We start from the raw sequence: 16,193 nt of genomic DNA on the forward strand, positions 1-16,193 counted from the left end.
ATTAATAGTACTTCGGTAATAAAGATACAATGTAATTACTAAGTATAAGTTTAACTTCTTAAAAAATTTAAAGGAGACAGGGATATAATGAAAGATTTTGTCATTACCGCAGACTCTAACTGCGATTTATTACCGGAATTTATTAAAGAGAAAAATATAGGAATTATACCCCATTATTATGATATTGACGGAATAACATATGGAGATGAGATAAATCTTACACCAAAGGAATTCTATGATAAGATGAGGACAGGATTTATGCCGACAACGATGGCAAGTAATCCGGCTGTAATAAGAGAAACTTTTAAGAACTATGTTGATCAGGGGCTTGATGTTTTGCATATAAGTTTTTCTTCTGCTTTAAGCGGGGGGCATAGTAATGTGGCAACCGGTGCAGCCGAAATCTGTGAAGAGAATCCGGGAGCTAAAATAATTGTTTTGGATTCTATGAATGCTTCAATGGGTGAAGGGCTTGTAATAATGAAAGCGGTTCAGTTAAAAGAAGCCGGTAAAGGCATTGATGAAATTGCTGAATGGATAGAGACACATAAGCTTAATTTCTGTGTACAGTTTACGGTAGATGATTTATTTCATCTACAAAGAGGCGGCAGAGTATCTAAAATGACCGCAATTGTTGGAAGTATGATTAATGTTAAGCCTATTCTTGTTGTTAATAAGGAGGGGGCTTTAGTTCCTGCAGGAACAGTAAGAGGCCGTAAAAAGTCTCTGGCTACCATAGTAAATAATATGGAAAATCAGATTGGAAGTTATAAAGACGAAGAGAGTGCAATTTGTGTTGTTCACGGTGACGCGCTGGAAGATGCTGAATATGTAGCGGAACTGATAAAAGAAAAACTTCATACCAATCATATAATAATTAATACGATCAGCCCAAGTATAGGTGCTCATTCCGGCCCGGGTGCTATTGGAATCTGTTATTATGGAGGAAGCAGATAATACCGATTTGTAGTTATTTTATCAAAATCTGAATTAATATTATGCAAATAGCATATATGTAAAGTGCTAAAAGCACTTTATTATATATTACCTATGTCCTACAATAAGTATGTACAACACGTACTCCCCTAAAATTACAGTATGTTTCTTACGGATTTTAATACTAATTATGCGGAATTAGTATTAAGTTTGAAATATACTGTATTTTTTAGTTGACGTTTTATTGGCATGATGGTGAGAGAGGGAAGGAATTATTATAACTTTGTAAAGTTTCCCCTGCCTGATTATCTGTTTCTATGTCATATTGACTGTTAATTAATAACCATAATTGGGAGCAATACTGCATTATATTCCAGATTGCAACGCCCTGAACTCCATATTCAGGCACCAGATCCAATAAGACATTTACTCTTCTGGCATCTTTAAACCAAACTACATGATCCGTCGGGATTTTATTTCCAAAATCCAGATAATAAAAGTAAGGAGCCTGGATCACTTCATCATACTGAATAGTTGCACCAACCTCACTGGCTAAGCGGACTGCCCCATTGGTACTGATGGAGTTTGCCCTTGAGACGCCGGGAATATAGGGCAGCTGCCAATCATAACCTATAATTGGAATTCCAAAACTTAATTTTTCCGGAACAACCTGCGTTACGGAGTAATTCATCATTTCTCTTACAGTTCCTATTGATGTTACCGAGGTAGGAGGTCCATAAGAAAATCCCCATTCATAAGATAATAATAAAATATGGTTTGATATTTCACCAATCGTTGTATAATCTATATCCTGATAAAAACCAGTAAAGGTTTGCGGAGTTAATGTAACGACAACCGGATACCCTGCACCATTCAGGCGATTTGTAATGTTTGCAATAAAATTTTCTACAAGTGGTTTGTATTCCGGATCAATATTCTGGAGGGATACATTAACGGCATAATAACCTTTTGTTTTTAAAGTATTCAGTATATTACTAATCAGATTATCCTGCATAGACGGATTGGATATGACGTTATAAGTTATATCTGCATTGTCTAACCCTAAGTTAGTCAGCGTAGATACCATCATGACCGGTGCCACTCCATATTTTTTTGCTAATGTAACAATTTCCTGGTCATCAAGATCAATAAGGCCTCCCTCTTCGGTTATCCTGTAATCAAATACGGTGAGAGAAGTCAGATAGGGTAAAGTTCTTATTAGTGTTTCTCTGCCTATAAATGGATAGGTAAATCCGTTAATTGTCATTTTTCCTTTTTTGATTCCATAGCTGATAATCAATATATCTCCGGGATATAGGAATTCTCTGCCTGCAAGATAGGGGTTATTCCTCAGAAGCTGGATTGGTGTAACACCGTGAGCATCAGCAATACCGTTTAAGGTATCTCCATCTTTTATAACATATGTCTGTTCGGGTTTAGCTATCACCAGAGCTTGCCCTACAACCAGATTTTCTAAATCTTCTAAGTCGTTGTCCTGAATTAACTTCATATCAGATATGCCGAAATTTGCCGCAATGGAACTGATGGTATCCCCCGATTGTACAACATATATGTTCATAGATGTCCTCAAAAAATGTACTTAATTTATTATATGTGGCTATTAATACTTCATTACATTATTGGATTAATAATTTCTGAGGATCTATGTAAGTATGTGTAAATTGCTAAAAATGATTGTGTTATTAAAAAAATTTTTTTATATGCTTGACATATACGAAATGCTGTGCTAGTATGTGGTGAATTTGGATAAAATAATTCAAATTGAAGCTATAAAAATATACAAAAAGCATATAAAGGAGGGAATAAAAAGCAAAAAACAAGATAATAAATACATTAAATGGGTTAAACCAAAGATTCAAAATGTGCAATATGCACATAACAAAGGGACGAAATGATATGTGCATATTGCACAGAGAAAATGGTCGAAAAACAACAGGTAATCCAGTGACAGGTGTATAACAGAATGGTTATAAAAATTTACGTGATTATGGAGGCAAAATGAATCAGGAAAACAAATGGATTATTGACAATCTTCGTTTAGAATTTAAGCAGATGCAGGCAGACCGGCTGGTAAAAATTGAATCAGAGAGAGCGCTGGAAGAAAAAATCGGAGTGGGGAGACAAAGAATAAGGGAAGTAATTAACCAATTAATTGAAGAGGGACTCCTGATTAAGTATGAAGGAAAAGGAACCTATATAGCGCCCTACATTAAAAGTCAGTATGTAAATCTTTTATGTTCGCCCACAATTAAAAGCAACGATCCGTTTTACAACAGATTACTAATGGAATTAACCTGTTATTCTGCTAAAAACTGCATTAACCTCGTACCTTTGACTTTGGAAAATATCTCAAATGGCACTTCGGATTTTCCGTTACTTATGATCGGCAGATTGGAAGAAGCCGACCTGAAAAAAATTAAATCAATTTTTTCCATGGTGATTTCTTTTGAGAATTATCCCGAACATGATGATTTTATCCAGATTTATTTTGATCATTTTAAGATTGGATTAAATGCAGCAAAAGTATTGTCAGCCCACGGTCACAGGAGGGTGATTCATATAACAGGACCTGATAAATACGCTTCGGCCTGTTACCGCAGGAACGGATTTATAAGAGGAGCACGTAAACAGGGGATGGAATTTAGTATTATAACAGAAAAGATGAATTTTGAAGGCGGGTACCGGGCGGGAGAGGAAGTTATTAAATTAATCGGGGATGGAAACTATACTGCCGTGTTTGCGGCAAACGACTGGATGGCAATCGGAATGATACAGGCATTAAAAGCAAAGGGGGTAAATGTTCCCCAGGATGTTTCCGTACTTAGCGTGGATAATATTCCCCTGGCAAGTCAGATTGCGCCTAATCTTACAACCTATTCGCTGGATGCCAATATGATGATTGCAGAAGTATTTTCCCTAATGGATCGTATTTCCGACGACAGCAGATATTCAGTGGATAAAAGAATAATCCTAAGACCTATTCTTATAACAAGAGATACCTTACAAAAAATCTAGTACCTTGTGGAAGGGAGCTTTTTATGAAAACAAAAAAAATATTTATACTATCGGCAGTGTTTGCCATAATGATGATAGCATTTACAGGATGCGGGGGAAAAACAACAAAAGTTGATAATACTATCGGGAGTCAATCCAAACAAGAAACAGCGGAGGAGAGCCGGAATACTTCCATAGGCGGGAAAGGAGTCGGTACCGGACAATATAAGGAGGCTCCTGTGTTAGCTGAAAAAGTTAAAGGAGGCCAGCTGCCGCCGATTGAACAAAGACTGCCCAAAGAGCCGGCGGTAGTAAATGTAGATCAGATCGGTACCTATGGAGGAACTTATGTGGGTGCCGCCTTCGGACCCAGCACCGGACAGGTGGATACGGAAGGTCTGCGTTTTCAGTCTTTGCTGACCATAGAAAAAGATTTAAAGACCTTTAAGCCTAATCTTATCAAAGCATATGATGTAAATGAGGATTTTACTATGTTTACCCTGCATTTAAGAGAAGGCATGAAGTGGTCCAATGGAGATGATTTTACAACGGATGATTTCATGTTCTGGTATAATGACGTATTACTGAATAAGGACATCAATCCGTCCATAGACGCTTCTTATTGTACCAACGGTGAAGTAATGGTATATGAACAGGTCGATCCATATACTTTAAATATTAAATTTAAAGAATCCAATCCATCTTTTCAGATAACAATGGCCCGGTATTCTACCGGTATCATCCGTACTTTTTTTGCACCTTCCAAATATTTAAAACAATATCATACAAAATATAACGAAAAAGCAGATGATTTAGCCAAAGAAGAAGGATTTGAGTCCTGGATCTTATGTTTCCAGTCTCATATAGATAATACGCAGGCACAGACTGACTGCAATGCACCGGATGTTTACCCCTGGGTATTAAACCGGATCGATGCACAAGGCAATAAATTCTTCAGCCGGAATCCTTATTATCATGTTGTCGACCAAGAGGGAAACCAATTACCGTACATCGATGAGCAGGAAGCTTTGATCGTACAGGATGCAAGTGTGCGGGCTATGAAATTGATCAGCGGAGAAATTCATGCCGCGGGGGAAAATCCACTGCCGGTAAGTGATTATACCATGCTAAAGGAAAATGAGGAAAAGGGAAACTATAAGGTATTTTTATTTGACAATACCAGAGGTTCCGATTGTGCGTTTACTTTTAATATAACGGATAAGGATCCGACCTTACGAGATATTTTCAATAAACTTGAATTCCGACAGGCCATGAGTCTGGCTTTGGACCGTAATACCATAAATGAAACATTATATTTTAATAAAGGTACGGTCAGACAAGCTACTGCCGCATTTAATACTTCCTTTATGAAACCTGAATTTGAAACTGCCAATACAGAATATAATCCGGATAAAGCAAATGAACTCCTGGATGCTTTAGGGTATAAATGGAATTCCGCCCATACGGTAAGATTAATGCCGGACGGCAAGGAATTCAATCTCATCCTGGAAACCATAGAAGAATTTGCTCCGATATGCGAAATTGCATGCGAATATTGGAATGCGGTAGGTATAAAGGTTAATTTAAAACAGGAGGAGAGATCTTTTTATCTGGAAAGAGGTGTTAGCAACGATAGAAATATGCAGGCATTTACCATGGACAGTGTGGGTGAATTTAATTTAAGCTCAGCAGCATTCAGCAGATTAAGGCCGGGTAATGCCTATGACGATCTGGAATTCATGCAGGCGTATAAGGACTGGTGGAACAGTGACGGAGCAAATGGGGAAATGCCGCCGGAGGAGATTGATACCTTACGGAAAGATTGTCTTAAATTCGGTACATTGTCTCCGGATGACACGGAATATAAAACCCTGGGTGAGAGTATTCTTAAGAGAATCAGTGATAAATGCTGGTTTATCGGTGTCAGTGTATCACCAAGGCTTGTTATAATCAGTAATCGTCTCGGCAATACCCCTACGGAAGGAACATTTGCGAATGACTATAATTTCTGGAAGCCATATCGCGGAGATACCTGGTATTTTAAAAATTAGCAGCGGGGTCGGACGAAAGTTTTCCATATAACCCAAGTTGACTGGAAGAACCGGATAGGATCAGTTTCAGGAAATAGGGCAGGTAATTGCGAAACTCCATATAGTTTCGCAATTACCTAAAGAATATGGAAATGAAAGGAGAAAGTAAGGAATGAAAAAGTATATTTTGAGACGCCTGCTTTATATGATAATTTTGCTCTGGGTAATGTCGGTTTTTGCTTTTATAGTAATTCAGCTTCCGCCTGGAGATTATCTAACTTCTTATATAGCGAATCTGCAGCAGCAAATGGGGCAGGTGGATGATTCTGTTGTGCAGAGCCTCAGGACGCAATACGGACTTGATAATCCTATGTGGCAGAGGTATCTTCTTTGGATGAAAAATATGTTCCAGGGTGATTTTGGGCAGTCTTTTGAGTGGAAACAGTCGGTGGGTATTCTGCTGGCATCACGTATGCCAATGACCATATTACTGTCAGCCATAACTCTTCTGTTTGCTTATGCATGTGCCATTCCGATCGGTATTTTTTCAGCGCGTCACCAATACTCCGTCGGTGATTATGTTTTCTCTGTGCTGGGATTTATTGGTCTGGCAACACCCAGTTTTTTTCTGGCTTTAATAATGATGTATTACAGTAATCGTTATCTGGGAATCAGTGTCGGCGGTTTCTTTTCTCCCGAATATCAAAATGCACCCTGGAGTTTGTTAAGGGTACGGGATTTAATCAAACACCTTCCGATACCTGTATTTGTAATCGGTCTTGCAAGTATGGCAAATGTGATACGTATACTGCGTGCCACTCTTTTGGATGAATTGAAACGGCCTTATGTAGTAGCGGCCAGGGCAAGGGGATTAAAAGAAAATAAGATGATCTATAAATATCCTGTCAGAGTGGCTTTAAATCCAATAATCAGTTCCATAGGAAGTATTCTTCCCTCCATTGTCTCTGGAGCAACGGTAACAGCAATCGTACTTGACATACCCACAGTAGGATCCCTGTTATATAAAGCGTTATTGTCTCAGGATATGTATCTTGCGGGAGCAAGTATATTGATGCTGACTGCCATAACCGTAATAGGTACATTCCTGTCGGATATTCTACTGGTAGTGGTTGATCCTAGAATTAAAATAGGTTAGGAGATAAGGCATGATTACATGGAATAAAAACAAGAAAAATCAGTTATCGAAACAGGATTCTTATTATATGCAGACCCAATGGCAGCTGATGTGGAGAAAGTTTAAAAAACATAAGCTTGCCCTTACAGCACTAACGCTCCTCTGTATTATGTACATACTGGGAATATTCAGCGAGTTTTTTGCACCCCAGGATATGGCCAAAAGAAGTACGGCGGCTATCAGTATTTCTCCTACACGAATTCACTTTATTGATGAGGAGGGACAATTCTCCCTAAGACCGTTTGTATATGGTTTAAAACAGGAGGAAGACCCGGTTACCTGGAAGAAATATTATAAGGAAAATACAGAAGAAAAACACTATTTATCCTTTTTCTACCATGGAGATCCATATAAAATGTGGGGTCTGATTCAAAGTGACATTCACTTTTTCGGAACTCCGGATGAAAATGTCTATTTTTTGTTTGGAACGGATACTTCCGGAAGAGATATCTTTTCCAGGGTATTAGGAGCGCTTAGGATATCCTTAACCACCGGGCTTATCGGAGTTTTTTTTACATTCATTTTTGGATGTATTATCGGCGGGATCTCAGGATATTACGGAGGTGTTATTGATACTGTGATACAGAGAATTATTGAATTTTTAATGTCGATGCCGAATATTCCTTTATGGATGGCTCTGGCGGCAGCATTCCCAAGCAATTGGTCCTCCTTAAAGACTTATTTTGCAATAACCATTATTTTATCCTTAATCAGCTGGACCGGTCTTGCCAGAATTGTAAGAGGTAAGATTCTGGAACTTAGGAATGAAGATTTTGTTGTGGCTGCAAAGGTAGGCGGTGCCACGGATGCGTATCTTATTCGAAGACATTTGCTTCCCTCTTTCAGTAGTTATCTGATTGTTAATGCAACCTTAGCCATACCCAATATGATTCTTGCCGAGACCTCCTTAAGTTTTTTGGGGATTGGCTTAACACCTCCTATTGTAAGTCTTGGAGTTCTTTTGCAGGATGCCCAGAGTATTAATACAATCTCCTTATATCCGTGGATGATGATACCCGGAATATTCGTTGTGATAGCAGTGCTGGCTTTTAATTTTGTAGGTGACGGGCTCCGGGATGCTGCAGATCCGTATAAATAAGTATTCCGGGAAAGGTGACGGCAACCTGCGCAGGAATTCAACAGCGAATACAAAATCTGGATAAGAAAGGTGCTAGAATGGAAGATTATATTTTACAGGTTAAGAATCTGAAAACTTATTTTAAATTGGATACCGGTATATTAAAGGCTGTGGATGAGGTTACGTTTAACTTAAAACGAAACGAAACAATTGGTATTATCGGAGAAAGCGGATGCGGCAAGAGTGTGACTGCACATTCCATATTAAGGACTGTACAGAGTCCGGGCAAGGTTTTAGGCGGGGAAATCCTTTATAACGACGGAATAAACGGAACAAAAGACCTGGTTCATTATTCACCGGACAGCAAAGAGATGAGGAAGATAAGGGGAAATGATATTTCCATGATCTTTCAGGAACCCATGGCAAGTCTGGCTCCTGTTTACACAATAGGAGAGCAGATGGTGGAAGCCGTAATGGTTCATCAGACTAAAAAAGATAAAAAAGCGGCGAAAGAAATCAGTCTTTCCATGTTAAAAGAAGTAAGCATGCCAAATCCGGAGCAAAGATTAAACAATTATCCACATGAACTCTCCGGAGGTATGTGCCAGAGGGCAATGATCGCTATGGCCCTGGTAAATAAACCAAAGATACTGATTGCGGATGAACCGACGACGGCCCTTGATGTAACGGTACAGGCTCAGATCACGGATTTGATGAAGAAATTCCAAAAGGAATTTAATATGTCAATTATATATATTACCCATGACATGGGTGTAATAGCGGAAATGGCAGATAAAATTGCAGTTATGTATCTTGGCAGAGTGGTTGAAAGTGGAAGTGTGATGGATGTATTTAAAAATCCGATTCATCCGTATACGAAAAATTTATTAAAGTCTATGCCGGTGTTAGGAAATAAAAGTAAAGAACGTTTAAATGCCATAAAAGGAAATGTTCCGATACCTTTAGATCCGCCGGACGAATGCGGATTTAAAACCAGATGTGATGAGTATTGTGAGAAATGTAAAGATAATATACCGCCATTAACAGAAGTGGAAAACGGTCATTTTGTGCGATGTTATAAATACAATACGGAGGTGCGGTAATGGATGAAAAAGAGCCTTTACTACAAATAAAACAGTTAAAAAAACATTATCCCATCGAAAAAGGTATTATGAAGAAGCAAATTGGTATGGTGAAAGCGGTAGATGATGTCACACTTACCATACATAAGAACGAAGTACTGGGTGTTGTGGGAGAATCAGGCTGCGGTAAAACCACCTTAGGGCGTGCTATACTTAGGATCGTGGAACCTACTTCGGGAGAAGTAATCTATCATTTTGATGACAAAGCGGTTAATTTTACAACTTTGAATAAGAAAGAACTACGCTCTATGAGAAGATACGTGCAAATGATTTTTCAGAACCCTTATACTTCATTAAATCCAAGGATGACAGTATTTGATATTGTTGCCGAACCCATGGTATTAGCCGGTACCTTTACTCAGAATGAGATAGGGGAGAGGGTGCGGGAACTGATAATAAAAGTCGGGATGGAAGAGAAGCATTTAAACCGGTATCCCCATGCTTTTTCCGGCGGACAGAGGCAGAGAATCGGAATTGCCAGGGCATTGTCATTACAGCCGAAATTTGTAATTGCGGATGAAGCTGTCTCTGCCTTGGATGTTTCCATACAAGCCCAGATTCTGAATCTGTTACAAGACCTTCAGGAAGAATACGGATTAACCTATATGTTCATTGCCCATAACTTAAGTGTGGTGGAACATATATCGGATCGGGTATGCGTTATGTATCTGGGCAGAGTGGTGGAGATAGCTGAAACAGAGGAACTGTTTTATCATCCGCTGCACCCTTATACGGAAGCGCTTCTGTCGGCGATTCCCATATCCGATCCGACAGTAAAGAGCGAGCGGATTATGATGCCTGGTGAAATCGGTAATGCTGCAAATCTTCCCAGTGGGTGCTGTTTTCATCCCAGATGCAGGTATGCGAAAGAGTGCTGTAAAAAAGAATATCCCGTTCTTAAGGAAATCGGTCAAGGCCATATGGCAGCCTGCCATTTTGCAGAGCAGTTAAATCTCTCGGGAATAAAAGAATTAAAGCTAAAATAAAAATAAGAGCAGTAAACCTTACAATGAGTACGGAGGGTACTCATTACAAGCTTCTTCATGTATTATTTGAGATGCCGCAAAAGAGGCATCATATCTGGATAGTTGAGTGAAAATAATAACAAAGAAAGGACGCCACATAACAAATCATTCAACCTTTAATTAGTGGCAGTAACACATCTGTAAACAGGTGTGTTATACAATGGGTATAAAAAATGAAACAATTAGTTGAAATGAATGTAAATGCAGATATTGTTACAGGAGAACAGGAACATTATTGGAGATATATCGGATATGATGAATGTAATTATACCTATATCCCGGAGGGAATAGAATTACTGAAAAAATTCGCATCCCTGGGGGACGCACCTTATTATTTCCGCACTCATTTTATGTTTTGCACCGGTAATTGTCACGGAACCTATAAATTTGGTTCTACTAATTTATATACGGAGGATAAAGATGGGAATCCGGTTTTTGATTTTACTTACTATGATAAAATCATTGATGCTTACCTTGAAACAGGGAATAAACCCTTTGTTGAACTTGGATTTATGCCTATGGACCTGGTGGATACAAATTATCTGAATCCAGTGGAGGGAAGCTGGCAGGCTTATAACCAGTATAAAGAAGTAGGTTGGACCTGCCCTCCGAAAGATTATAATAAATGGCATCTTCTGATTGAGGAAACCATGAAACATCTGATTGACCGGTATGGTATTAACGAAGTGAATACCTGGTATTTTGAACTCTGGAATGAACCGGATATCTTTTATTGGAGCGGAAATACAGGAGAATATTGCAAACTCTATGATTATACGGAGCATGCTTTTCATTCCGTTCTTCCGGATGCCAGGTTATCCGGCCCTGCGGTCACCGGTATATTTGAAGAGGGGCATGCACAGAAATTTTTCCGGTTCTTTCTGGAGCATTGCAAAGCCGGTTCCAATTATTATACTAATGAGAAAGGGACCAGACTGGATTTTATTACATTTCATGTAAAAGGAGGCGGATTTCCCTTTAAGATACGTGCTGAAAAGGCGGTGCCATCGGTGGAAAGTCTGGTTCATCAGGTAAAACTGGGACTTGATTTAATTAAGGAGTATGGATATGACAGTCTGGAAGTGGTACTCTCCGAGGCAGACCCGGACGGCTGGGCGGCAGGCGGTGTTTATGACAATGCCAACATGATATTCCGAAATACGGAATATTATGCTACCTATGTTGCATCAACCTATATCAAAATAGATGAATTAAGCCTTAGATACAATATGAAAGTAAAACCTCTGGCGTGGGCATTTATGTTCCCGGGAGAACGTTGTTTTGAAGGGACCCGGACTTTTACGACTCAGGGAATTAATAAAGCAGTATTTAATATGTTTAAAATATTGGGACAATTAGGAAATCAAAGACTTAACTTTCATTGCGGTGAAGCTAAGGTGCCTGAATATGAGAAAGAACCGGATATCGGCAATCCGATTCACAGCCGTTATACCGCAGAAGAGGAGATAACGGAGGTATCAGGTTTTGCGGTAAAAGGGATCAATGGGGAAACACAGATTGTACTTTTCAGCCATAACAATGACCGCGATAAGAAAGATGAAATAACCGTAAGGGTGAGCGTAACAGGACTTTTTAAGAAAGATGAAGTAACCGTATCACATTACAGGATTGACGAGGAACACAGCAATGCATATGGAGAGTGGATCCGTCAGGGATCACCAATGTATCCGGATGAGAATCAGTACAAAGCAATTAAGGCCAGAGACGGTCTGGAAAAACTTACGGGTGATTTCAAAACAATGGTATCGGATGGTCAGATTACAGTGTCATTTGATATGACTGCTCATTCCGTATCTTATCTGGTAATTAAATAGGAAAAATGCAAGGCAACTATTATTAATATAGTATAATCAGAAACCTAAATAGTTTCGTTATACGTACAGCCTTGGTTAGGTTTTATTAAAGGCGGAAAGGATTATTATTATGAATAAAAATTTATCTGGTAAAACCCTGGGAATCATACATGCTTCTCATATTACGATAGGAGCGATGGAGCCTTATATACAAAAATACATACCGGAAGTAGATATCATGCATTTGTGTGATGATACCATACAAAGGGATAATATACGCGCAGGAGCAGGTATGATTCCAAAAGTAAATTATTATAAGTTTGCGCAATATGCCCATAACCTGGAAGAAGCTAAGGTTGATTTGATTTTGCTGGCATGCTCCACTTTTAATTATGCTGCGGAACTGGGCAGGCCATTAGTTAACGTACCGATAGCGCAGATCGACCGGCCTATGATGGAGACTGCCGTAAGACACGGCAAAAAGATTGGTTTATTGGCCACTCTTGCGACAACCGTACCGTCCTCAGAACGATTACTACAGATAGCGGCAAAAGAAGCAGGGAAAGAAATTGAGTTTAAAACAGTCTTATGTAGCAGGGCTTTTGAAGAACTCTCAAAGGGAAATACGGCTGCCCACAATGAGATATTGTTGGATGCGGTTCAGAAACTATCGGATGAAACGGATTGTATTGTTATGGCACAGTTATCAATGTCGGCATTGGCTCCTTTTCTGGCAGATACGAAAGTGCCGGTATATAACAGCGGAGATACCGGCTTTGACAGGGTACGGCAGTTGCTAGAGAATAGGTAAGGCAGCACTTCTAGCACAGATTAGCGTTAGTGGTAATAGTCTTGCGGAGAACATGGGGGCCAAAAGCCTCGGATACGAGACTTGACAGGAATGGCAAAAAATATTGTTCTTTGGAATTTATGCCAGTGGCTCAAGTAGCCAGGATTTAGAAAGGATGGTGATTAAAATGAAATATGGATGCTGTGTAAATATGTTTGGAGAGGAAGCGGATCCGGTCGGGATAAAATACATAACTTATCTGGCCGAATGCGGTTATGATTATGTGGAGCTTCCCCTTGCACAGGTTATGGAATTGTCTTCCCGGGAGTTCGGTATATTAAAAACAACCTTAAAGAACAATGGTATCGGCTGTGAATGCTGCAATAACTTTTTTCCTGCATCGATCCGGCTCACCGGAGAAAATACTTCGCCAGCCGTAATTGAAGAGTATATCCAAAAAGCTTGCACACGTGCTGCCGAACTGGATGCTAAAGTGATTGTTTTCGGCAGTTCCGGCGCGAAAAACGTACCGGAAGGATATCCGATGGAAGAAGCATTCCATCAGATCGCGGAAGTTCTAAAAATAGCGGATAAATATGCCTTTCCGAAAGAAATTCAAATTGCCATCGAACCCCTGAACCATAAGGAAAGTAATATTATTATAAATCTTTCGGATTCTAAAAAATTAATGAAAGCAGCAGATGCTTCCAGTATTAGATTATTGGTGGATTATTACCATTTTATGGTTGAAAAGGAGAGCATAGAGGCAATAAAAGAAAACGGAGCGGATATCATCCATGTACATTTTGCCGAACAGGATGGAAGGAGTTTTCCCAAGAATCCATCAGAAGATTACAGATTGTTTTTTGATACTTTAAGAAAAACCGGTTATGATTCCAGAATAAGTATAGAAGCATATTCCAGTCAAATAAAAGATGATATGGTGAATGCATTAAGAATTATGAAAAATCTGTAAATGCAGCATGGAATAAATGGTTCAAGGCATAAAATAAATAGTTCAAGTTTTCGCTTATATAAATTATTATGATAAATAAAATACCCCGGAAAACCGGGGCATTTTATTTATTCGTAAAGCAGGAGTACATTTCTTTGTGTACTTGAATCAGTTGTAGATATGATTACACGGTAATTCGTTCCGGGGACCATATTCATAAAGCCTGAATTTTATTGATTTTGTACCGGTAGTGGAGGCAGAATCAATGGTAGTCCATTTGCCATTCACGTTTTTTTGCAGAGTAACTGTATGAACATAAGGATTTTTTGTTATTGTAGTCTCCAAATAGTCTCCTAAGACATAAAAAATAGCACTCACTTCTGAATGCTTCAATCATATTAAATCTGCTGTAACCATTGATTTATCTATATTCTTTTTAGAAGCTGGAAAAGGGATTCGAACCCTCGACTTCCTCATTACGAGTGAGGTACTCTACCGACTGAGTTATTCCAGCAAAAACATAAAAAATCGAGGTGACGGGATTCGAACCCACGGCCTCTGCGTCCCGAACGCAGCGCTCTACCAATCTGAGCCACACCTCGTTTATTACCAAAATCAGTTAATTTATCAAGAATCTTTATTTTCTCTTGCCAAGATATTATCCTACATTTAAAGTGAAAAGTCAAGAATAAAATTAGATATTTTAATTTTTTATAATTTCTATACTTACTGGATAATTTTTACGATATGAGGAAATATTACAAAACTATTAAATATTAATTAATAGTTTTGTAATAAAATTATTTGATTGAATAAATATGCATATAAGGAATTTTATTCTATTTCATAATTAAAATTCAGTGAAATAATCTATTTTAGAAATAGGCATAATAAAAAAAGTAATTACTTCAGTTTGCGATAAACGGATTTTGTGCGTACAGGAAAGACAAAAAGGGAATTACATAAAGAAATCCTAATTTTATGAAAGTAAATGCAATAAAAATATATATTTAAACAGACACTGGTAAGGTATGGTTGACTTGACAGCAATAGGAAAAGATAATATAATGCATACATTATTTGTAAGTTAAAGCATCGTGGCTTATGCATACGTTTAGAATGAGAGATAAGCGTATTAGAGCCATTTTTTAATTTGTAAATACATTCATTAAGACAAAATAATATGGAGAGAGGATTATTATGGTAAATGAGGAATTGCTGAAAATTAGCAATCTTGTCACGTCTTTTCGTATCAACGGCAAATATTATGCTGCGGTAGACGGGGTATCACTGACTGTCAATCACAATGAAGTTTTTGCTATTGTAGGAGAGTCAGGTTGCGGAAAAAGTGCTCTGGCACTCTCAATTATGAATCTGCATAATAAAGATAATACAAAAATTGAGGGTAATATTTACTTTAAGAATAAAGACTTGCTATCTTTGAGTTTGGAGGAGCTAAATAGTATAAGGGGAAGAGATATAGGAATGATATTCCAGGATCCGCTTACTGCCTTGAATCCTCTGATGAAAATTGGTGCACAGATAGAAGAGAGTTTATCCTTTCATCTGCCGCTTAATAAAGCGGAAAAACAAAAACGTGCTATGGAATTATTAGAGGGAGTCGGAATACAATCGCCTGCGCTTACCTATGACCAATTTCCACATGAGTTATCCGGCGGTATGAGGCAGCGTGCCATGATTGCCATAGCTTTGGCATGTAAACCGTCTTTGGTGATTGCTGATGAACCTACTACGGCGTTAGATGTAACAATACAAGCCCAGATACTGGACCTGTTAAAAAAACTGCAAAGTGAAATAAAATCGGGAATTATACTAATTACTCATGATCTGGGAGTTGTGGCTGAGATGGCTGATAAAGTTGCAGTCATGTATGCGGGGCAGATAGTGGAGACTGCCGAAGTCGGCGAATTGTTTGCACATCCGCAGCATCCCTATACCCGTTCCCTTCTTGCATCTGTTCCAAGTATGGCATCCGGGGATGAGAAAGAAGACCGTTTGCATGTGATACAGGGGATGGTACCCTCACTTTTGAATTTAAAAAGAGAAGGATGCCGTTTTTCACCGCGGGTACCGTGGATTAAATCGTCTGCGCATGAAGAAAAACCTGTATATCATGAAGTGAGGCCGGGACATTTTGTATTATGCTCCTGTTATAAGGAATTTAAATTCAATAAGGGAAAGGAGATGTAGGC

General features: G+C 38.7%; 13 protein-coding genes and 2 tRNA genes. 11 read left to right on the top strand and 4 right to left on the bottom strand.

What is annotated here, in order from left to right; translation table 11 throughout:
• Positions 1–87 precede the first annotated feature (87 nt).
• Positions 88–957: a DegV family protein gene (locus RBU59_RS26735; RefSeq protein WP_308145514.1), complete on the top strand. Its 870-nt coding sequence runs from the start codon at positions 88–90 to the stop codon at positions 955–957.
• Positions 958–1,177: 220 nt separating this feature from the next.
• Here RBU59_RS26735 and RBU59_RS26740 read toward each other — a convergent pair whose 3' ends face one another.
• On the bottom strand, positions 1,178–2,515 hold the full coding sequence (locus RBU59_RS26740; RefSeq protein WP_308145515.1) for a LysM peptidoglycan-binding domain-containing protein: 1,338 nt from the start codon (positions 2,513–2,515) through the stop codon (positions 1,178–1,180).
• A 440-nt stretch (positions 2,516–2,955) separates the two neighbouring features.
• Between RBU59_RS26740 and RBU59_RS26745 the strand changes: the two genes are divergently transcribed.
• The 9 genes from RBU59_RS26745 (at position 2,956) to RBU59_RS26785 (ending at position 14,001) form a co-directional block, all read left to right on the top strand.
• Positions 2,956–3,972: a substrate-binding domain-containing protein gene (locus RBU59_RS26745; protein ID WP_308145516.1), complete on the top strand. Its 1,017-nt coding sequence runs from the start codon at positions 2,956–2,958 to the stop codon at positions 3,970–3,972.
• 23 nt (positions 3,973–3,995) lie between these two features.
• A complete protein-coding gene (locus tag RBU59_RS26750; RefSeq protein ID WP_308145517.1) occupies positions 3,996–6,002 on the top strand; it encodes an ABC transporter substrate-binding protein in 2,007 nt (668 codons plus the stop codon).
• 151 nt (positions 6,003–6,153) lie between these two features.
• Complete coding sequence (locus tag RBU59_RS26755; RefSeq protein ID WP_308145518.1) at positions 6,154–7,137, top strand: ABC transporter permease; 984 nt, start codon at positions 6,154–6,156, stop codon at positions 7,135–7,137.
• A gap of 10 nt (positions 7,138–7,147) precedes the next feature.
• Entirely contained in the window at positions 7,148–8,275 is a 1,128-nt protein-coding gene (locus tag RBU59_RS26760) for an ABC transporter permease (RefSeq protein WP_308145519.1), read from the top strand.
• 77 nt (positions 8,276–8,352) lie between these two features.
• Entirely contained in the window at positions 8,353–9,357 is a 1,005-nt protein-coding gene (locus RBU59_RS26765; protein ID WP_308145520.1) for an ABC transporter ATP-binding protein, read from the top strand.
• Positions 9,357–10,382 carry an ABC transporter ATP-binding protein gene (locus RBU59_RS26770; protein ID WP_308145521.1) on the top strand — a complete coding sequence of 342 codons (1,026 nt, stop codon included), beginning with the start codon at positions 9,357–9,359 and terminating at the stop codon, positions 10,380–10,382. The genes RBU59_RS26765 and RBU59_RS26770 overlap by 1 nt, the downstream gene beginning before the upstream one ends.
• Before the next feature lie 212 nt (positions 10,383–10,594).
• Complete coding sequence (locus RBU59_RS26775; protein ID WP_308145522.1) at positions 10,595–12,256, top strand: GH39 family glycosyl hydrolase; 1,662 nt, start codon at positions 10,595–10,597, stop codon at positions 12,254–12,256.
• A gap of 109 nt (positions 12,257–12,365) precedes the next feature.
• A complete protein-coding gene (locus tag RBU59_RS26780) occupies positions 12,366–13,046 on the top strand; it encodes an aspartate/glutamate racemase family protein (protein ID WP_308145523.1) in 681 nt (226 codons plus the stop codon).
• A 166-nt stretch (positions 13,047–13,212) separates the two neighbouring features.
• Positions 13,213–14,001, top strand: a complete 789-nt coding sequence (locus RBU59_RS26785) for a sugar phosphate isomerase/epimerase family protein (protein ID WP_308145524.1) — start codon at positions 13,213–13,215, stop codon at positions 13,999–14,001.
• 147 nt (positions 14,002–14,148) lie between these two features.
• On the opposite strand, the gene RBU59_RS26790 is transcribed toward RBU59_RS26785, so the two are convergent.
• The 3 genes from RBU59_RS26790 to RBU59_RS26800 all read right to left on the bottom strand — a co-directional run bounded on the left by RBU59_RS26790 (position 14,149) and on the right by RBU59_RS26800 (position 14,582).
• A complete protein-coding gene (locus RBU59_RS26790) occupies positions 14,149–14,325 on the bottom strand; it encodes a hypothetical protein (protein ID WP_308145525.1) in 177 nt (58 codons plus the stop codon).
• A gap of 96 nt (positions 14,326–14,421) precedes the next feature.
• A tRNA-Thr gene (locus RBU59_RS26795) sits at positions 14,422–14,494 on the bottom strand.
• 14 nt (positions 14,495–14,508) lie between these two features.
• Positions 14,509–14,582: transfer RNA gene (locus RBU59_RS26800), tRNA-Pro, on the bottom strand.
• A 598-nt stretch (positions 14,583–15,180) separates the two neighbouring features.
• Between RBU59_RS26800 and RBU59_RS26805 the strand changes: the two genes are divergently transcribed.
• A complete protein-coding gene (locus RBU59_RS26805; protein WP_308145526.1) occupies positions 15,181–16,191 on the top strand; it encodes an ABC transporter ATP-binding protein in 1,011 nt (336 codons plus the stop codon).
• The last annotated feature ends 2 nt before the right edge of the window (positions 16,192–16,193 follow it).

This window comes from Anaerocolumna sp. MB42-C2 (assembly GCF_030913705.1).
Taxonomy (GTDB): domain Bacteria; phylum Bacillota; class Clostridia; order Lachnospirales; family Lachnospiraceae; genus Anaerocolumna.